This is a genomic window from Oscillatoria nigro-viridis PCC 7112, assembly GCF_000317475.1.
Lineage (GTDB): Bacteria > Cyanobacteriota > Cyanobacteriia > Cyanobacteriales > Microcoleaceae > Microcoleus > Microcoleus nigroviridis.
Map to the genome: position 1 here is coordinate 5,104,445 of NC_019729.1, position 18,710 is coordinate 5,123,154.

Sequence of the window (18,710 nt, forward strand, 5' to 3'; positions counted from 1 at the left end):
CTAGTTGTCTGATAGCTTTTCAAGCTCATTAATGTACTCTTCACGCCAGGAACGCAGAGTTTTAAGGAGTTCTTCTTTATCATCTGTTTTTAGTGCATTGTTGGCTTCTTCATAGATTGATTTATACGAAAATTTTTGGCGGTCGTGTCTATCAATTTCCCACAAAATTGCTTTGGCTGCATTTCTTATGCCTATAGCTTGGCTGGTGATTTCATCTGCTGGTCTTTTCTTGGCATAATCTTCAAATGTTTTATAGCTGATAAATGTCTGAGCTAGATCTTTGGCTAATTCGCGACCTCTTTTGGTAAAGAAGCTTAGATAATTTTCTGCAATATCTAATAAATTAATGAGTCCTGCGTAAAACAATCCTAGTTGCTTTACTTCGTTGTCTTCAAGAGATGCAGCAAGCATATATAATTGGGCAGAGATCCTTGTTCTAGATATTTTAGCCCAAAGTTGTACATTTTCTATGCCATCAACAGCTTCCTTCGGGGCAAAGTCTTTGTACTTTGTCTTAAATGCTTCGACGCTACGTTCAAGTTGTTCTAAGCTTTTATGTCTATCAGAAGGATTGCTTTCTGATTCAATATGGAGATAAAGCTCGTACATTGACAGCAGCTCTCTAATACCCTCCTCTGGTGTCAGAGCATCTTGAGATTGGAATGCTTTTTCTAAGGATTTTTGTATCGCTGCAAATTGTTCTCCAACTCCCTTAATTTCTTCGGTGTAATTGCTTTTTTCAATGATTTGTTTTGTCGCTAAAGTCATAGCTTTGAATAATTGGAGGGATTCCGCCTTGGCCAGACGATACAGAGGATGGCTAATCCTGGTGCCGTGACGACCAAGCTGGTTAATTCCTAGTTTAGCCTACCTGAGACATTGGCAAATACTTTTGGAGGCATTAGCGTACAGACAAAGTGCGATCGTCTTTGCTGTGCTCTGCGGTGCGTCAGCAGTCAATTGTCTCAGTTGAGTCAAATATCGGGACTGACGCACCCTACTGCATTTTCTAAAGTACAAACAAAATAGAACTTAAAAAGATTAGATTCTAGCGAACGTCCAGGGCGATATTGTGCGTGTAAATCAGCAGTCGAAAAGTTTTCAATAACTTTGAGATTCAGTTCGTCAGCCCAAGTTGCAATGTTTTCAAACCCAGTAATCCAGGGTGCATACATACTTTCGTATTTATCTATGTAATCATTGATATCTTGGTAGCCCGTCGTTCTCAAAATTACCTTTTCCGACATATAATCAAAAGACAATCGGAAATTATGAAAATTGTCGCGAATTTGTTCTAATACAAATATTACATCTTTTTTGTCAAGCAAGGTAGTGTTGCCTTCCCACAAAAAATATGTCTGTAGAGCGAAATCAAATGCACTCTGTTTCAGCAAGGACATTAAACCATCTTTTACGTAGTCGCCGGGAATGTAGCGAACATTGGCAGTAACTTTGTTCGCTTTGAGAGTTTCTTCTTTTAATTGAAGAGTCGCGCGGTCGTCTATTTCAAAATAAGTGACTTTTTCTCCATTAATTCTCGCGGCGCGAGTATCCAAACCCGAACCTAAAATAACTACTTGCTTGCAACCTCCTAAAATGTGATTTGACAAAACATCATCAAAATATTTAGTCCGCAACTTAACCATTTCTTTAGCGGCGGGAGAGTTTTGAGCTATTTGGTCAGCTATTTTTTTTGTTTCCTCATTCAACCAGATTTTTACTACATTATCAGTGTAAAGAGGAATTGCCTCTTCATTCTCTTCTGCTCTAAATTCCGCAACTATAAAAGCCGTACCAGTTACATTTTTCATGGCTAACCTTTCACGCTTACTAAGTAGTGGGTTACAAATAAACATTAGATGGGGAGGTTTATTTTACACTTATAAACTCCCTTGCATCCTAGATTCTTAGTTAAACCTGCCTACAAAATACGAGGGTTTTTGCCCTTGCCTACTTATTGACTTCTCGCATCTGCTAAAGACTCATTGCTCGCTTCAGCATCAGAATGCAGTTCAGCTTGGTGGATCTTATCAGGAATCAGCCCCTCCGGCCGCACGATCATCATGACAACAAGAGTTAAGCCGAAGAGAAATAAGCGCATTTGAATCGGGTCTAAACTGGTTGCCAGAAAGTCTTGTAACTGGGGAATTGCAATCCTGGGGAGTACAAAAGTATTCAGAAAACCCTTGAGGACTTGCGCTAATTGTGGCAGATAAAGCCGATCGGCAGACATGATAATGATAGCGCCCAAAATCACCCCGGTCATGTTGCCCAAACCGCCTAAAATCACCATACACAGGATGATTACCGACACCGAGAAATCGAAAACGCTGGGAAAAATTGCGCTGATATAGGCGGCGTAAAATGCACCTGCAAAGCCCGAAAACGTCGCTCCCATCGCAAAAGCCGAAAGTTTGGTTTTGACTAGGTTAATGCCCATCGCACTCGCGGCTAATTCATCTTCGCGCATGGCATTCCATGCCCTCCCCAAGCGGGAATCTCGCAGCCGCGAAATCATGAAGTAAGCAAAGACAACTAGCAGCAAAATTAGGTAGTACCAGGGAAAGTAGTTGCCGGTGCTGAAAGTGCCGACGATGGGGAGAGATGGACGCCCGATCGGGTTTATGCCCGCTTCGCCGCCGGTGAGGTTAAAAGGTCGATCGCACCCAACCAGACACAGCACCAACTCGGGTTTCCCCAGCAGGGAAGCAACAATCTTCGAGACTGGTTCGTCAATCCGAATCGCCGTTAAATTCCTAAAGACAACCGGGATAATTTCGCCAAAACCGAGGGTAACGATCGCCAAATAATCGCCCCTGAGCCGCAGTGTCGGAATACCGAGGATTACGCCCGCGATCGCAGCTACACCGGCCGCGATCGGCAGTACCACCCAAAAGTTCCAAGCAATATTTAACTGTCCAGAAGATAGCAAAGCCGTAGTGTAAGCGCCGATCGCAAAAAACGCCGCATATCCCAAATCCAACAAACCCGCAAAACCCACAGTAATATTCAAACCCAGCGCCAACATAATAAAGATTTGAATCTGTACTACAGTAGCAATCCAGCCGGTTTGAGCCTGAATGTCGATAAAGGGAAACAGAATTAGAATAAAAGCTAATGTCACCAGAGTTGCCAGCCGCTGGCGTTCTCCCTGCAAACCCTGCAAAGCACCCATTAACGTAGCTGTCAAAATTGCGATCGTCAAACTGCAAATCCCGTACAGCAGCGTCGTCGGCAAAGCAACAGCAGGTTGACCAGACAAAGGTCTAATCAAAACCCCTTCTATCACACTCGCAACTAACAGCCAAACTCCCAATCCCAAACCCGCTAAACTGCCGATCACAGCACCCATTTTCGGGCTGTAAACCTTCTGAGCTCGACAGCTAATAAAGCCAGCCGCGGTACCCATTAGCCAGCCGATTACGGTGCCACTCCAACCGCCGAATAACAAAACAGTCAAAGAGGCGATCGCCCCTAAAATACCGCTCGATTTAATTGCTTTAATTATCTTGTTTGACATAGGAAGAAGTTATTAGTCATTAGTCATTAGTTATTAGTCAGCAGTCAGTAGTTAGATGAAAGAATGCTAGAAATCGCAGTTTATAGATGCGACTGACGCGGGCCGTGCCAAATTCTGCCTCAATGAATGCGATCGACTGCTTATCGTGGAAACGGTCGATCGGGCTAGCTACAGTTTAGAGTCTTTTGAGTTCGATTATTGCACCAAAAGTGACGAAACTTCAAATATACTGGAACTGTTACCGCAACACACTTCAAACGGGCGATCGCTATATGGTACAAGCACCTCAAAAAACTATCACCCTCGACGAGTTTTTGCAACTCCCAGAAACCAAACCCGCTAGCGAATACATCAAAGGTGCGATCGTCCAAAAACCAATGCCACAAGGAAAACACAGCAAACTACAAGGCAGACTCGTAACAGTCACCAACGACATCGCAGAGAAACCGCAAATTGCCCTAGCCCTACCAGAACTTCGCTGCACCTTTGGCGGACGTTCTATTGTTCCCGATGTCGCGATTTTTGTTTGGAATCGCATTCCCCTAGACGCTGACGGCGAAATTGCCAATACATTTAATGCTCCCCCAGACTGGACAATAGAAATATTGTCCCCAGCCCAAAGCCAAACCAAAATCACAAACAATATTTTGCACTGTTTGAATGCCGGTTGTCAGATGGGTTGGTTGCTCGATCCCGATGAAAAAAACATTTTAGCCTATCCCGCAAGGCAGCAGCCTATTTCCTTGCAAGACCCAACAGATATACTTCCGATGCCCAATTTTATGCCGGAAAGGCAGTTGACTTTAGGCGAAGTTTTTGGCTGGCTCAAACCAGGGAATGTTTGATTTGGCGTTGTATAATGAGGTATCTGAATCTGGTGAGAGCAAAATGTGAAACTATTGTAATGACCAGTTTTTAGCAATTTAGCTAGGTTTTGAGGTTGTTATCAGCGAGGGATCTTCATATAATACACTAGAGATGACTTTGATCATTTAGCTTTATTCAGCAACGCCATTATTGAACTACACCCACTGCTACCGGAGCTCAGACACGATGAGTAGCGACGATCGCCTCGAAATCTTAATGAATCAGGCAGAAGACCTCGTACAAGCAAAGAAGTATGACGAGGCGATCGCTATCTTCGAGCAGATGCTGAGAGATTTTCCTCAGAGTGCTAAGGTATGGAGCAAATATGGTCAAACTCTAGCTCTACCAGAGGTAGATCGAGATGAAGAAGCCTATATTTCATTTGAAAAAGCACGTCAAATTGATCCTAATGATAAAAAAGTTTTGAGTAGGTACTGTAAATTCCTGCAAGATCCAAATAGGTTTAATAGGTCTAAGGAGCTTCTAAGTATAATATATGAAGATTTACTTCAACTTGAACCTTATAATGTTGTTACACTAACGGGTTATGGAAAAGCTTTGGTTAAAGAAGGAGAATATGAAAAAGAGAAAGGAGAATATGAAAAAGCCCAAGTAAAATATGAAAAAGCTATTGGTATTCTTGAAAGTGCGCTTAAAAGGGAACCCGGTAATAAAATTACTTTAAATGTTTATGCCGAGGCCTTGATTAAAAATGAAAATTATACAAAAGCATTTGATATATTGGAAAGGTTATTAGTGATAGAACCTAGTAATAATACAACTGTCCGCACGTATGCTAATGCTTTGGCTTCAAATGGTCAGTTCGAGAAAGCTTGGCATTTTTTTGATAAATCGCTACAGAATAAACCTGATGATGCAGTAACCCTTAGTCGGTATGCTAATGCTTTGGCTTCAAATGGTCAGTTCGAGAAAGCTTGGCATTTTTTTGATAAATCGCTACAGAATAAACCTGATGATGCAGTAACCCTTAGTCGGTATGCTAATGCTTTGGCTTCAAATGGTCAGTTCGAGAAAGCTTGGCATTTTTTTGATAAATCGCTACAGATTGAACCTAATGCTCCGATAACACTTAATCTGTATGCTACTGCTTTAGCTTCAAATGGTCAGCATGAGAAGGCTTTGGAATTCTTGGAGCGCTCGATACAGATTGAACCTAATGCTCCGATAACACTTAGTCGGTATGCTACTGCTTTGACTTCAAATGGTCAGCATGAGAAGGCTTTACAATACTTTGAGCGCTCGCTACAGCTTGAACCTAATGCTCCGATAACACTTAGTCGGTATGCTACTGCTTTGACTTCAAATGGTCAGCATGAGAAGGCTTTACAATACTTTGAGCGCTCGCTACAGCTTGAACCTAATAATCCGATAACACTTAGTCGGTATGCTACTGCTTTGGCTTCAAGTGGTCAGCATGAGAAGCTTGTTCAAATCTTAGAGCGCTCGCTACAGCTTGAACCTAATGATCCGATAACACTTAATCTGTATGCTAATGCTTTAGCTTCTACGGGTCAGCATGAGAAGGCTTTACAATACTTTGAGCTATCGCTACAGCTTGAACCCAATGCTCCGATAACACTTAGTCGGTATGCTACTGCTTTAGCTTCTACGGGTCAGTATGAGAAGGCTTTACAATACTTTGAGCTATCGCTACAGCTTGAACCTAATGCTCCGATAACACTTAGTCGGTATGCTAATGCTTTGGCTTCAAATGGTCATCCCGATCAAGCTTTGCAGTTTTTTGAGCGATCGATACAGATTGAACCTAATCATCCAAGAACGTTGAGTTGTTATGCCCATACTTTAGCTACAACTGGTCAATATGAGAAGGCTTTACAATACTTTGAGCTATCCCTTCAAATTAAGCCTCAAAATGCTAGGACGCTCAGCAGTTATCTTGATTTTCAATATGCTCTGGTATTAGAGAAAGTAGGTAAACATCAAGAGGCAATCGACCAATTAAAAGCTATCAAAATCGAAGCTCTTACTCCATACCAAGCTAATGTAATTCGAGTTAACTTAGGTAGGCTATACTACCAAATTAAGCAACCAGAGAAAGGTAACGAATACTTCGAGGCAGCCATCGCCAATTCGGATGACAAAGACAGAACCGATGATAAAGAGATAACCCTGCTATACATTTCCCGAAGTATTCTTGCCACCAAGCCTTATAGCGAAAGAGCAGTTGAACTGCTGCGACAGATTAAAGAAGATTCTCCACGCTATGCTCAGGCACTGGAGATGCTAACTTTAAATCTCAGTGAGGAAGGCTATTTTGAGATGTTCAAAACTGACACCCAAATAGGGTTGAGTGACACCGAAATGCTCAACAGGGCGATGTATCACAAAATTGCCAATGAGATCAGCATCCTCAAAGGAATTGCCTATAGAATTTTGCGCCGTTCCGAACGGGAAGATCCCTTGCTAAGTGGCATCATTCAAGATATTGAGGATGTTTTTGCAGAGGTAGATAGACGACGGGTAGTGCAAAAGTCTGAAATTGAAACTATTCCTCACGATGACTATTGCCGCATTCTGGCAGTCATTTCTAAAACAGCCCATGACATCTCTGATTTCGTCAATAATCAGCTTGCTGTCATTGAATCTAAGACACGACGAGCAATGCGGAAATTGCAACCAAGTGATGCTCACTATTCCCAATTTGAAAAGTTACTGACGCAACTAGAACTCACCCAAATTGCCCTCAGTGACTTAAAAGCAATTAACGAAGGTATTACCATCAAAAATCATCGCTTTAAGGTGAAAAAGCTATTTGAAAAATGGGAAACAATGCCTCAAATTGATCGGGCTCAGATTCTTCTAGACATTCACAACGGTGATTCTGAATTTAATGGAGATGAAGAAAAAATTAAAAGTGCCTTAAATGAACTTGTAGAAAATTCCCTTAAACATAATTCAAATCAACAGAATCTAACCATTCGCATCACTTCTCAAGATGTCATAAATCCACCAGAAATCAGAGGAAGAACGATGCCGGGTGAGCAAAAATATCTGTTCATTGAGCTTGTTGATAATGGAGAAGGGGTTCCAGAAGATAAGAAAGACTGGATTTTTCAACCTCTAAGAACTACCTCTCAGGAAGGAAAAGGGAGTGGCTTAGGGCTATTCATTATTCGTAAAACCTTGACCAAGATGAATGGGCACATCCGTGAAACTGGGTATAATGGAGCCCAATTTGAAATTTATATTCCCTATAAGTAGGTAAGCGCAAAAAAAAATAATATTCGATCGCCGACCTCTTTCAACATACAAGCGGCGAGTTTAGTTAGGGTCTATATTAAGAGCGAGTTTATTGCTACAAAACCTGCTCGATTCATGTTAGATTTATTTGTACCTACTTACTTACTGAGGGAGAGAATAGGTAAAATGCAAACCGAAGACGTTCATTTGTTGGTGGTAGAGGACAACCCCCGTTTTTTAAGTGAGTTGCTCGAATGGTTGAAAGAGTTTGGTTATCAGCAGATTGAAACCGCAACGAGTGCAACCCAGGCAAAGGAAAAGTTGAACACTCCCTTCGATGTGATTATTGCAGATATGCGAATGGAGGAGGACGACAGTGGCTTTGCTGTTGTCAATGAGGTGAAAGCTCGAAATCTTTCTTCTGTAGTCATTATTTTGACAGCAAACGATACAGTGACCGATTGTCGAACTGCCTTCAAAATGGAGGCGTGGGACTACATTTCCAAAAATATGCAAGGTAATATTTTTGATATTTTACATGAGTCGATTCAAGATGCGATCGCGTATTTCAACCGTTGGGGCAATGTCCAAAACGAACAGTGGATCACCGAGAATCTGGAAACACTGGAACAAACTTATTTTGGTCAATATATTGCTGTGATCAACAAAACAGTCATTGATGCAGCAGATACAGAGGAATCCTTAAAGCAACGAATTGAAGACAGGCAACTCCGCAGATTTTTAACCACAATCCGAAAAATTGGCGATCAGCGTCCTATTTCTGAGCTGATAACGTTGCCTGAAAGTCCTCGGTTAGAATACAAAAGCACTCTTCAATGGGATGTCAAACAAAACTGTAAAAACGAGGATCTTAGGATAAATGTTTTGAAAACTATTGCTGCCTTCCTAAACAGTGAAGGAGGAACATTAATTATTGGTGTTGAAGATAACGGCAATATTTTTGGCTTAGAAAAAGATTTATCCTTACTTTCCCAAAAGAGTCTGGATCAGTTTGAGCAGACAATCATACACTTAGTCGGCGATTCCATGGGTAATAGCTTTACACAGTTGCTCAAAACTCGCTTTGAAATCATTGAAGGTAAAAATGTTTGCGCGATCGAGGCAAAAAAGTCAACCAAACCAGTTTTTGTCAAGAGCAAAAAAGGTCGGGAATTTTATATTCGAGCAGGTAATACATCAAAATCTCTTGATATCCAAGAATTCTACAATCACCTCTAATGCCATCTGTTTCAAGATTACAAAAACCCTCCTGGTCATCTTCAATTAGTCAAGATTCATCGGTTCAAAACGATGCGAGGAAATTACTACTTCAACTTTCGTCTCGACTTGGGTGGCGTTCGGTGTACTCCAAAGTATTTTTCACTGCGGTAACGAAGCCACACCCGCAACACCTGTGGAATCTGTTCTTTTTGTTCTTTGGTCAGCGTGTTGTAAAGGGTTAATGCGCGCTCGCGCTCTCCCCGACAGGCAGCGTTATTATGAGCATCCCAGTAGCTATGGGCAACCCGAATCCGCCGACAGACTTCTTTGATTAGTGTTTCTCCAGTGAGGGGATTTTCCTGCTTTGCCATACTTCATTATGATAAATGTCTCTTGCCATCAATTCCACCCTGCAATTTCAAACCTTCTCCTGAACATTCTCGCCCAACAAACCCCCAGGTCTAAAAGCCAAAATCACCACCAAAACCCCAAACACCCAAGCATTAGTCCAGCGACTCGACAAATACTGATCGCTCAAAGACGACAGCAACCCAATCAAAACCCCTCCTAACATCGCCCCGACAATATTGCCAATTCCCCCCAAAACCGCCGCAGTAAAAGCCCTCAAACCCGCTGTAAACCCCATCGTAAAAACAATAGTATTGTTGTACAGACCAACCAGAATCCCAGCCGAACCAGCCAAAGCTCCCCCAATCAAAAAAGTCAGAGCAATAATCTGATCCACATTAATTCCCATAATTTTAGCAGCATCGCGGCTTTGAGCCGTTGCCCGCATCGCCTTTCCCAGACGAGTGTATTGCACAAACACATGAAGCAAAACCATCAATACAACCGCCACCACCAACACAATTAAATCTTTCGTCGTAAATACAATACTCGTTTGAATTCCCAAAGCTTTGAGAATATCAACTCGCGGTAACAAATCGGGAAAACTTTTCGGCGCAGCAGAATTAGAACCCATCACCGGAATAAAAGCTTTCAATCCTCCCCAAAATAAACCCATATTTTGGAAAATAAAAGAAACTCCAATCGCTGAAATTAAAGGAGCCAAACGAGGAGCATTTCGCAAAGGTCGATAAGCATACTTTTCCACAACAATATTCAGCCCAGCACAAAACACCGAACATACAATTAAAGCGACTAACATCACCGGTATAGCAGTACCTAAAGATGCGCCGTCTTGAATGCCAAAAGCCCCGAACACGGTTAGGGAAGCAAAAGCGCCCAACATATACAAATCGCCATGAGCAAAATTGATTAACTCAATAATGCCATAAACCATAGTGTAACCCAAAGCAATAATTGCAATCAGCGCGCCGTTGACAAGACCAACTAATAATTGTTGGATAAAAACTTCAGGATTGCTGACTATTTCTCCAACGATTTTTGGCAAATCAAATCCGGCGATCGGGCCTAATAGCAAAACTATATAAACTACACCTAGATATAAGAGAATACTTTTCCAGTTCTTCATGTTTTTGAGTAATTGGGAATTGGGAATTGGGAATTGGGAATTGGGAATTGGGAATTGGGAATTGGGAATTGGGCATGGGACATTGGAGGGAGAAGGAAAAAGGCATAATTTTTTATTATCCCTTCTTCCTACTTCCTTCTTCCCGATATCCGTTACATCGGTTACATCCGTTGCCGAACTTCCCTCTTCCTTCTGATTAATTATTCCGTCTTGAGCGCATTCACGAACTCCCACTTGCCACCTTTAACAACATTGCCTGACATTGTAGTCAAGCTCGTGTCGCCGTTGGTGTCAAAACTCCAAGTGCCGAGTACCCCGTTAAAATCTTTAGTTGCCAAGACAGCTTCGCGGATAGCAGCGCGGTCATTTTTGCAAACTTTATTAATTGCGCCGATCGCAACTTTAGCAGCTTCATAGGCGTAAGCTGCATAAGCTTCCGGTTCAGCATTATATTTTGCCTTGTAACTTTCGTACCACTTCGCGCCCGCACCAGTCAATTCTTGAGGAGGCAAGCCGCCAAAAGTAGCGTAAATTCCTTCGGCATCTTTGCCCGCCGCGTCAATTAAAGCTTGCTCTTTAATGCCGTCGGGCCCCATGAACTTAACTGCATCAGCCGCCATCCCGACATTTCTCATGTCTTTAATTATTTGTCCGGCATTGCTTTGAGTAGTGCCACCGAAGTAAATCATGTCGGGATTTAAAGCTTTGATCTTATTCATTAACGCCTTATAGTCGCTAGCTTTAATATCAATTCCCTCTCTTCCGAGGACTTGAATTCCCAACTTTTTAGCCGTGGCTTCAAAAACATCAGCGATGCCTTTGCCGTAGAGTTCTTGGTCGTCGAGAATGTAGACTCTTTGCACGCCCAAAGATTTCGCCCAGTTGCCAGCTACAGCCCCTTGAAGGTCGTCAGCGGGGACAACGCGGGTGAAATTACGAGTGCCAGCGGGATAATAAACGTTAGGTTCTTTGGCTTCGCCTTTTCCTGGTTTAGTCAGTCCCGGATAAGTGTTGGCCGGACTGATCATGACGATGTTAGCTTGGTTGAGCACGGGAATGGAAAGTTTGGCGGCACCGGAGTTATAGTGACCGATGACGGCAACTACCGAACCGTCAGCGACGGCTTTGTTTGAGTTTGACGTTACTTGGGCCGGGTCCCATTTGCCGGCGGCGGCGGTGGCGTCATCGTAAACTTCGTATTGGACTTGGATTTTGCCGTCGCAAGCTTTCGAGTTGGTTTCGGCGAGGGCTTGTTGGATGCCGTTGACCATTGTTTGAGCTTGACCCAAGGCGCTGCCTGTCATGGGCAGCATGGAGACAATTTTGACAGTATTTGGGTCTCCGGGGCTGCTGACTGCGACGGGAGTGGCTGCGGGACTGGTTCCGGGGCTGCCTCCGGGAGTTGTGGCGGTGGGTGCTGGAGGATTTTGACAGCTAGCGCACAGAGAGGCTATTCCGGCGGCAAAAAGTAATTTCCGCAATCCTGCGGCGCCGAGATTCTGTGTTGAGTTGATTGTTGGGGATGTGGCACTTTTGCCCCCTGACTTCTTGGAAAAGTTCATAGGTTGGTTTGTTTGTTGCTGGCGTCTTAGCATATTTTCACTGTGTAAGTCTGTAAGTCAAGAGTTAGCACAAGTTTAAAAAATTTGTGTCAACTATCAAAACAGACCTAGAAAGGCAACATCAGGACTTAGGCGCTCCTGTATCAGCGGCGGCGGGGGCTGCCCGTACAATGCGTGAGTTCACGATTCCCTCGCGGTTAACTAGATAGATCCGCGATCGCAGATTTCAGTAAATGTGTTGACATTGTGTATACAAAAAATCATAATATAAATATGCTAGGGCTACTAGCTCAAATTACTACTGTGTCTAGCCAGAGGTAACTGTTATGCACCCGCCAGCATCTGAAGAATCAGCCAGCCAGACCCGTGATGTGACAATCAACATTCGAGCTAAGCCGAATCAACGCGCTCTCATCGATCGCGCGGCCCAATTACAGGGAAAGAGCCGATCGGAGTTCATGCTTGAATCAGCTTACCAAAAAGCTCAAGATGTTCTTCTAGACCGCTGTTTTTTTGGGTTAGATGAAATTAAATTTAAGCAGTTTTTGGCGCTGCTGGATGCACCGCCGACGCCAAATCAGAAGCTAAACGCATTACTAAAAACAAAATCTCCGTGGGATTAGATCGAGATTTAGACCAACTCTGCCCGCCGGAAAAACTGAACTCGTTACATCAAATTGAGACCTTTGATTCAGGCAACAGTCAGTTAGATGAATGGCTCAAGCGCCGCGCTCTGAAAAATGAGTCAGAGGGCGCTTCACGGACTTATGTTTTGTGCGATCGTCAAGCAGTCATTGCGTACTATTGTCTTGCAAATGGAGCAATAGCAAAAACTGCTGCAACGGGTAAAGTCCGGCGCAATATGCCCGATCCGATTCCTGTTATGGTGATTGGACGGCTTGCAGTCGATCGGGATTGGCAAGGCCTCGGCATCGGACGCGCTTTGCTGCGGGATGCAATTCTTCGCACTTTGCAAGCTGCTGAGATTGCAGGGATACGGGCAATTCTCGTACACGCTATTTCGGAAGATGCGAAGCAGTTTTATCAGAAGTGCGGGTTTACTGTTTCGCCGATCGATCCAATGACACTCATGGTGAAAATTAGCGATGCCATTGCTTCACTTGAGCTAAAGTGACAGATCGCCATTTCAAGTTTGAGTTAAATCATCTTGTCACAACTAACGATGCTCTTTCGTCTTATCTATAAATACCTCACAGACTTCAACAGGAGGTTCCTAGATGAGAATTTTGGTTGCAGGTGCAACGGGGGCGATCGGTCGTCCGCTGATCGCCCAATTGCACAGCGCAGGACATGATGTAGTTGCATTGACTCGCACTCCAGAAAAAGCGCGGATTTTAGCTGAACAAGGCGTGGAACCGGCGATCGCAGATGTGTTTGATGCAGGTGCTCTCAAAGCTGCTGTGATTCGCGCTCAACCGGAAGTTGTAATCGAACAACTCACCTCTCTGCCTAAAACCTACACCCCTGAGACAATGCAGGCGGCAGCAGCACTCAACGATCGCATCCGTCTCGAAGGAGGTGCAAATGTCCTAGCTGCAGCGCAAGCGGCTGGCGTGCGTCGTTACATCAGGCAGTCGATCGCATTTTTGGCAACTCCGGGTACAGGATTGGCCGATGAAGAAACACCCCTAGCCTTAGATGCTTCGCCCGCAGTTGCAGACGGAACCCGCAAGCTGAATGAGATTGAACGTCGCTTGCTAGGGAACCCCACTTTAGAAGGAATTGTCCTGCGCTATGGCTTCTTCTACGGGCCCGGCACTTGGTACGCAACCGATGGAGACGTTGCCTCACAGGTGCGGCAGCAACAATTCCCGATCGTCGGAAATGGCGAAGGTGTATGGTCTTGGGTTCACATTGAGGATGCGGCCTTCGCGACGGTGGCGGCAGTCGATCGGGGAAATCCCGGTATTTACCTAATTGCGGACGATCGGCCCTTAGAGGTGCGCGTGTGGCTTCCTGCTTATGCCCAGTGGCTCAATGCTCCACCGCCACCGCAGGTATCTGTTGAGGATGCTCTGCGAATCAGCGGTGCAGATGCTGTCTACTACGGCACCCAGTTACGAGGTGTATCCAATGCTAAGGCAAAACGCGAACTAAATTTTCAACCGCGATCGTTGGAATGGCTTGTTAAAACTTCCGTTGAAGAGGGCCAACTGACAATTTAATCTCGATCGGGCTAAGACTATGAGTTGCCTGGAAAGCTTTCTAATCAGGGAGAAATAAAATGAAGATTGCTCAATATGGAACAACGATCGCGGTCATCCATGCGATCGCAAACGGACTGCATGGTTTAGCGCATTTGGAAATCCCAGTTCCCCTCTCTCTCCTTCAGAGTTTGTTTGTGGGTATTGTGATTTTTCTGATTCCCATCATTGCAGCCGTTTTGCTTTGGACACAGTTCTATCGCATTGGTAGCTGGCTCTTACTCAGTTCAATGGCTGGATCGGTCCTGTTTGGGCTCTACAATCATTTCATCGCCATCGGTCCAGATCGTGTCTCTCAAGTAGCCTTTGAAGGCTGGGGTTTGCTGTTCCAAGTCACAGCCATCCTGATATTAATTGTGGATGGATTAGGAGCTGGAATTGGCTTGTGGGCATTGAGAACTATTCAGGAACAAGAGCAGGGGGCTTTATGAGTTCTCTGGATGATTTTAACCACCATCGTCCGTTGCTGTTCTCGATCGCCTACCGAATGCTGGGAACTGTCACAGATGCCGAAGATATGGTACAAGAAACCTTCCTGCGCTGGCAACAGACGGCGAGCTCCACGGTGCGATCGGCAAAGACTTATCTGGCAACTATCATCACGCGCCTCTGCATCGATCATTTGCGATCGGCGCGTGTCCAGCGAGAACAATACGTCGGTACCTGGCTACCAGAACCGATGTTAACGCAACAATCCGAAAATTCAACCGATCTAATGGAATTAGCAGACTCGCTCTCGATCGCATTTTTAACTGTACTGGAGCGTTTATCTCCGATCGAGCGGGCAGTATTTCTACTCCGCGATGTGTTCGAGTATGACTATGACGAAATCGGTCAGATGATCGGCAAGAGTCCCACCAACTGTCGCCAAATCCTGCGGCGGGCGAAGCAGCATCTTGCCGACCAACGTCCTCGTTTCCCAGTTTCTCGGCCTCAACAAAAGCAGATTACAGCCCTATTTTTAGATGCCTCCACCAAGGGGGATTTACAAGATTTGTTGCTGGTGCTGGCGAAGGATGTGACGTTTTGTTCAGATGGTGGTGGCAAGGTCGTTGCAGCCCTCAAGCCGATACATGGAGCTGTAAAGGTGGCTCGGATGCTGTTAGCCATTCGTCGCAAATGGCTGCTTAATTGTGTCTCTCACTTAGCCGATATCAACGGACAACCAGGCATTATCCAATATCTGGATGGCCACATTCACAGTGTGATGACGTTTGAGATTGTGGATGGCTGCATTCATTCTATTTACAGTGTGCGGAATCCAGAAAAGTTAGAGCGGATTTGCCAGGAGATATCTTTAGAGAAGTAACCGAAAACTCTCGGTGAGTTGATTCAAGTTTGAGTTAGCTCATAGAAGCCATTGAAATGCCATTTTACGAGCGAAGCAGATCGAATTAGGGAGGTCTTGGATAACCAATGCTGCTGTTCTAAAAAAGACACTAACTCAGGAGATTTTGACATGGATAATATAATCACTTCAAACAATCCATCTGTTGTAAGGCCACCCGAAGTTACATTGGTTCCCAATAACTCACTTTTAACAGAAACGCCTGAAGAGGGACGGCAACTGGCAGTCAAAATGGCACGGCTGATTATCAAAATGACTCAGCCTGATGAAGAAAAGCGCAACCAGTTACGAGAGGTTTATGGCAATGATGCCATGATGCTGATTGCAGTTGGTCACGTTGTCGCTCTAGAATTTGCCACTGTCGCTGCTGCCAACAATTACTGGCGAAAATAGGATATCGAAATTTTCAGATTCGGTCAGTGTTCAAATTTTTGAGGAATTCACCGTGAAAGTTTTGATTCGATTAATAGTTGCTTTTTTTGTCTTCCTTGTAGATGTCGTCTACGGAAATCGTTCCTATCCTCGGTTTTATATGCTGGAAACGATCGCCCGCGTGCCTTACTTTTCCTATCTATCAGTGCTGCATCTCTACGAGACGCTGGGTTACTGGCGCAAAGCAGACTTGTTGAAACTTCACTTCGCTGAAACCTGGAACGAATTACACCATCTGTTGATTATGGAATCACTCGGAGGCGATCGCCTCTGGATCGATCGCTTCATCGCCCAACACGTTGCATTCGCTTACTACTGGGTGGTAGTGCCACTTTATATGCTGTTTCCTTCTTACGCCTACTACCTGATGGAACTGATTGAAGGTCATGCCTATCACACCTATGACGAATACTTGAAAACCTACGAAGCTCAACTGAAAGCTCAACCTGCGCCCCAGGTGGCAATCAATTTCTATCGCGATGGCGATCTTTATATGTTTGATGAAGTTCAGACTGCACTAAGTCATGAATTTCGTCGTCCCAAGGTGGATAATCTATACGACGTGTTCGCGAACATTCGTGATGACGAAGACGAACACGTCAAAACGATGGTGGCACTCCAGAAACCAGAAGCGCGGCTAACCTTCAAAAGTCCCCATACGGTTTTTGAAGCGATCGCTGCCAACGCAGATAAAACGGGTTAGTTGTAGGAGGTGTTATACTTAAAAACCGGGTTGCAATTCGATATAAATGATTGCAGTCCAATCAGTTCTACAACATTGTTAAGAACTATGAAAACACTACTGAAAAAATCAGCGTTACTCCTTGCTCTACCAATCTGTGCCTTAGCTAATTTTTCCTTACCTGCGTCTGCTGATTCTACTGCTGACCTCATCCTCAGTACAAGATGCCAGGGTGGTTACAACATTAATATTTGGAAAAAGAAGGCTTCAGGTGAACTGCTATATCGCTCGACCAGTTCCAACGGTAATTTAAGTTTGGGCGGAGGTACTAGCAAAGCTACAGAAGGCGTTCGAGTCTATAAGTTTCGGAAGGGCAATTATGAATATTGGGTTTGGGATGGCACGTTGGATAGCCCGAAGTCTGGAACTTTAGAGGTGTATAAAAACAACCGTATCTTGATGCAGAAATCTTGTACGAAAAGTTGAATTCTCTAGCCTGACTAAATTAATCGATTACATACAACGAAGCAGGAGAATGTTATGACGAACTATGACTACATTGTGATTGGTGCAGGTTCGGCAGGCTGTGTGGTTGCCAACCGTCTGACAGAAGACAGTGAAACAACCGTGTTGTTGCTCGAAGCTGGCAATCCAGATACGAAACCAGAGATTCAAATCCCGTTGGAATGCTTCAACTTACTAGGCTCTGAGGTAGACTGGGCATACTTCACAGAACCAGAACCTTACCTCAATAACCGCAAAATCTTTCATCCCCGCGGGAAAGTCTTGGGCGGCAGCAGTTCGATTAATTTCATGCTTTATGTCCGAGGCAATCCTCATGATTACGATCGCTGGCAAGAATTGGGTAATCCCGGTTGGAGTTATCAAGATGTATTGCCATATTTCAAGAAATCTGAAAACCAGCAACGAGGTGCTTCCGAATACCACGGTGTCGATGGCGAGTTGAGTGTTACCGATCTAATTTCCCCGGCACCGATATCCCAACGATTTGTAGAAGCATCTGTAGCTATGGGATATCACAACAATCCTGATTTCAACGGGATGCACCAAGAAGGCGCAGGACTCTATCAGATGACGATTAAAGATGGAAAACGTCACAGTACCGCTGCTGCATTCCTGGTGCCAATTCTCGATCGTCCCAATTTGACAACAACGACAGCAGCGTTGGTGACTCGATTGTTGTTTGAGGGAACCCGCGCCGTTGGGGTGGAATATATGCACGAGGGAACGCTGCACCAAGTCCGGGTTAACCGGGAAGTGATTTTAAGTGCTGGCGCGTTCGATTCGCCTAAGCTGCTGATGCTTTCGGGCATTGGTAATCAAGAATACCTGGAATCATTGGGTATTTCTGTAATCGTTGATTTGCCTGGTGTCGGTCAAAACCTCCAAGATCATCCTCTCATTCCTGTGGTACACCTGGCAACTCAGGATTTACACCCTGCAATCACCAGTAGTATCGTTGAAGCCGGATTGTTTTTGCATAGCGAGGGTAATCTGGATGTTGCGCCTGATTTACAGTTGATCTTCAGCCCTATTCTGTTGACATCCCCTCCTCGTTCTGATTCGGGATTCACTGGTTTAGTATGTTTGATCCATCCTGAGAGTATTGGTAGTGTATTTTTACGTCCTGCCTTCGGCAGCAGCGCTTCGCTATCGCCCGATCCGAAAGATGCACCAATTATTCGGATGAACTATCTCCAAAGTAAATCCGATGTGCAAAAACTCACTGCAGGAATTAAATTACTCCGCAAATTATTTCAGACAAGTGCCTTTGATGAGTTTCGGGGTGAGGAAGTCGCTCCCGGTGCCGACAATCAGAGTGATGAAGCACTCGAAGCTTACATTCGGGAAGTTTGCAGCACTGTGTTTCATCCTGTCGGCACCTGCAAAATGGGAACTGACTCAATGGCGGTTGTAGACTCTGAACTCCGCGTACATGGAGTTGAGGGATTGCGTGTGGTAGATGCGTCAATCATGCCAACAATCACCACAGGAAATACGAATGCGCCGACAATTGCGATCGGCGAAAAGGCAGCAGATTTAATTAAAGCCGCAGGTTACGTTTCACAGCAAGTACCTTTAGCTATTACAAATTAACAGGGAGTGCGATCGATC

18 protein-coding genes are annotated in these 18,710 nt (G+C 44.5%); 12 read left to right on the plus strand and 6 right to left on the minus strand.

Annotated features, from left to right (window positions below):
* The 3 genes from OSC7112_RS21370 to OSC7112_RS21380 all read right to left on the minus strand — a co-directional run bounded on the left by OSC7112_RS21370 (window position 1) and on the right by OSC7112_RS21380 (window position 3,520).
* On the minus strand, window positions 1-768 hold the full coding sequence (locus tag OSC7112_RS21370) for a hypothetical protein (RefSeq protein ID WP_015177854.1): 768 nt from the start codon (window positions 766-768) through the stop codon (window positions 1-3).
* A gap of 206 nt (window positions 769-974) precedes the next feature.
* Complete coding sequence (locus tag OSC7112_RS21375) at window positions 975-1,811, minus strand: class I SAM-dependent methyltransferase (protein WP_015177855.1); 837 nt, start codon at window positions 1,809-1,811, stop codon at window positions 975-977.
* A 143-nt stretch (window positions 1,812-1,954) separates the two neighbouring features.
* Complete coding sequence (locus OSC7112_RS21380) at window positions 1,955-3,520, minus strand: ABC transporter permease subunit (RefSeq protein ID WP_015177856.1); 1,566 nt, start codon at window positions 3,518-3,520, stop codon at window positions 1,955-1,957.
* 272 nt (window positions 3,521-3,792) lie between these two features.
* On the opposite strand from OSC7112_RS21380, the gene OSC7112_RS21385 reads away from it, so the two are divergent.
* From OSC7112_RS21385 to OSC7112_RS21395, 3 genes are all read left to right on the plus strand, one after another.
* Entirely contained in the window at window positions 3,793-4,365 is a 573-nt protein-coding gene (locus OSC7112_RS21385; RefSeq protein ID WP_015177857.1) for a Uma2 family endonuclease, read from the plus strand.
* Window positions 4,366-4,603: 238 nt separating this feature from the next.
* Window positions 4,604-7,630, plus strand: coding sequence for a tetratricopeptide repeat protein (locus OSC7112_RS21390; protein ID WP_223300660.1), 3,027 nt, complete (start codon window positions 4,604-4,606; stop codon window positions 7,628-7,630).
* Window positions 7,631-7,795: 165 nt separating this feature from the next.
* Window positions 7,796-8,848: an RNA-binding domain-containing protein gene (locus OSC7112_RS21395; RefSeq protein WP_041623342.1), complete on the plus strand. Its 1,053-nt coding sequence runs from the start codon at window positions 7,796-7,798 to the stop codon at window positions 8,846-8,848.
* Between the two features lie 86 nt (window positions 8,849-8,934).
* Here OSC7112_RS21395 and OSC7112_RS21400 read toward each other — a convergent pair whose 3' ends face one another.
* The 3 genes from OSC7112_RS21400 to OSC7112_RS21410 are packed head-to-tail and all read right to left on the minus strand — an operon-like array spanning window position 8,935 to window position 11,887.
* On the minus strand, window positions 8,935-9,201 hold the full coding sequence (locus tag OSC7112_RS21400; RefSeq protein WP_006631847.1) for a hypothetical protein: 267 nt from the start codon (window positions 9,199-9,201) through the stop codon (window positions 8,935-8,937).
* Window positions 9,202-9,248: 47 nt separating this feature from the next.
* Entirely contained in the window at window positions 9,249-10,559 is a 1,311-nt protein-coding gene (locus OSC7112_RS21405) for a branched-chain amino acid ABC transporter permease (RefSeq protein ID WP_015177860.1), read from the minus strand.
* Window positions 10,526-11,887: a branched-chain amino acid ABC transporter substrate-binding protein gene (locus tag OSC7112_RS21410; RefSeq protein ID WP_223300661.1), complete on the minus strand. Its 1,362-nt coding sequence runs from the start codon at window positions 11,885-11,887 to the stop codon at window positions 10,526-10,528. The genes OSC7112_RS21405 and OSC7112_RS21410 overlap by 34 nt, the downstream gene beginning before the upstream one ends.
* A 326-nt stretch (window positions 11,888-12,213) precedes the next feature.
* Between OSC7112_RS21410 and OSC7112_RS21415 the strand changes: the two genes are divergently transcribed.
* From OSC7112_RS21415 to OSC7112_RS21455, 9 genes are all read left to right on the plus strand, one after another.
* Window positions 12,214-12,510, plus strand: coding sequence for a type II toxin-antitoxin system TacA family antitoxin (locus OSC7112_RS21415; RefSeq protein WP_015177862.1), 297 nt, complete (start codon window positions 12,214-12,216; stop codon window positions 12,508-12,510).
* Complete coding sequence (locus OSC7112_RS21420; RefSeq protein ID WP_015177863.1) at window positions 12,501-13,022, plus strand: GNAT family N-acetyltransferase; 522 nt, start codon at window positions 12,501-12,503, stop codon at window positions 13,020-13,022. The genes OSC7112_RS21415 and OSC7112_RS21420 overlap by 10 nt, the downstream gene beginning before the upstream one ends.
* Before the next feature lie 103 nt (window positions 13,023-13,125).
* A complete protein-coding gene (locus tag OSC7112_RS21425) occupies window positions 13,126-14,073 on the plus strand; it encodes an NAD-dependent epimerase/dehydratase family protein (protein WP_015177864.1) in 948 nt (315 codons plus the stop codon).
* A gap of 59 nt (window positions 14,074-14,132) precedes the next feature.
* Window positions 14,133-14,543 carry a hypothetical protein gene (locus OSC7112_RS21430; RefSeq protein ID WP_015177865.1) on the plus strand — a complete coding sequence of 137 codons (411 nt, stop codon included), beginning with the start codon at window positions 14,133-14,135 and terminating at the stop codon, window positions 14,541-14,543.
* Window positions 14,540-15,421, plus strand: a complete 882-nt coding sequence (locus OSC7112_RS21435; protein ID WP_015177866.1) for an RNA polymerase sigma-70 factor — start codon at window positions 14,540-14,542, stop codon at window positions 15,419-15,421. Before OSC7112_RS21430 ends, OSC7112_RS21435 begins: the two co-directional genes overlap by 4 nt.
* 150 nt (window positions 15,422-15,571) lie before the next feature.
* Window positions 15,572-15,853 carry a hexameric tyrosine-coordinated heme protein gene (locus OSC7112_RS21440; protein WP_015177867.1) on the plus strand — a complete coding sequence of 94 codons (282 nt, stop codon included), beginning with the start codon at window positions 15,572-15,574 and terminating at the stop codon, window positions 15,851-15,853.
* A 52-nt stretch (window positions 15,854-15,905) separates the two neighbouring features.
* On the plus strand, window positions 15,906-16,595 hold the full coding sequence (locus OSC7112_RS21445; RefSeq protein WP_015177868.1) for an alternative oxidase: 690 nt from the start codon (window positions 15,906-15,908) through the stop codon (window positions 16,593-16,595).
* An 87-nt stretch (window positions 16,596-16,682) separates the two neighbouring features.
* The gene (locus OSC7112_RS21450) at window positions 16,683-17,060 is read left to right on the plus strand and encodes a hypothetical protein (protein WP_015177869.1); all 378 of its coding nucleotides are present in this window, start codon (window positions 16,683-16,685) and stop codon (window positions 17,058-17,060) included.
* 54 nt (window positions 17,061-17,114) lie between these two features.
* The gene (locus tag OSC7112_RS21455) at window positions 17,115-18,692 is read left to right on the plus strand and encodes a GMC family oxidoreductase (RefSeq protein ID WP_015177870.1); all 1,578 of its coding nucleotides are present in this window, start codon (window positions 17,115-17,117) and stop codon (window positions 18,690-18,692) included.
* The last annotated feature ends 18 nt before the right edge of the window (window positions 18,693-18,710 follow it).

What these genes read in the sequence shown, in the direction of transcription:
- OSC7112_RS21410 (WP_223300661.1), bottom strand. Translation starts at nt 11,887, where the DNA reads ATGAACTTTTCCAAGAAGTCAGGGGGCAAAAGTGCCACATCCCCAACA.
- OSC7112_RS21390 (WP_223300660.1), top strand. Translation starts at nt 4,604, where the DNA reads ATGAATCAGGCAGAAGACCTCGTACAAGCAAAGAAGTATGACGAGGCG.
- OSC7112_RS21440 (WP_015177867.1), top strand. Translation starts at nt 15,572, where the DNA reads ATGGATAATATAATCACTTCAAACAATCCATCTGTTGTAAGGCCACCC.
- OSC7112_RS21425 (WP_015177864.1), top strand. Translation starts at nt 13,126, where the DNA reads ATGAGAATTTTGGTTGCAGGTGCAACGGGGGCGATCGGTCGTCCGCTG.
- OSC7112_RS21450 (WP_015177869.1), top strand. Translation starts at nt 16,683, where the DNA reads ATGAAAACACTACTGAAAAAATCAGCGTTACTCCTTGCTCTACCAATC.
- OSC7112_RS21455 (WP_015177870.1), top strand. Translation starts at nt 17,115, where the DNA reads ATGACGAACTATGACTACATTGTGATTGGTGCAGGTTCGGCAGGCTGT.
- OSC7112_RS21380 (WP_015177856.1), bottom strand. Translation starts at nt 3,520, where the DNA reads ATGTCAAACAAGATAATTAAAGCAATTAAATCGAGCGGTATTTTAGGG.
- OSC7112_RS21400 (WP_006631847.1), bottom strand. Translation starts at nt 9,201, where the DNA reads ATGGCAAAGCAGGAAAATCCCCTCACTGGAGAAACACTAATCAAAGAA.
- OSC7112_RS21430 (WP_015177865.1), top strand. Translation starts at nt 14,133, where the DNA reads ATGAAGATTGCTCAATATGGAACAACGATCGCGGTCATCCATGCGATC.
- OSC7112_RS21435 (WP_015177866.1), top strand. Translation starts at nt 14,540, where the DNA reads ATGAGTTCTCTGGATGATTTTAACCACCATCGTCCGTTGCTGTTCTCG.
- OSC7112_RS21375 (WP_015177855.1), bottom strand. Translation starts at nt 1,811, where the DNA reads ATGAAAAATGTAACTGGTACGGCTTTTATAGTTGCGGAATTTAGAGCA.
- OSC7112_RS21370 (WP_015177854.1), bottom strand. Translation starts at nt 768, where the DNA reads ATGACTTTAGCGACAAAACAAATCATTGAAAAAAGCAATTACACCGAA.
- OSC7112_RS21415 (WP_015177862.1), top strand. Translation starts at nt 12,214, where the DNA reads ATGCACCCGCCAGCATCTGAAGAATCAGCCAGCCAGACCCGTGATGTG.
- OSC7112_RS21385 (WP_015177857.1), top strand. Translation starts at nt 3,793, where the DNA reads ATGGTACAAGCACCTCAAAAAACTATCACCCTCGACGAGTTTTTGCAA.
- OSC7112_RS21395 (WP_041623342.1), top strand. Translation starts at nt 7,796, where the DNA reads ATGCAAACCGAAGACGTTCATTTGTTGGTGGTAGAGGACAACCCCCGT.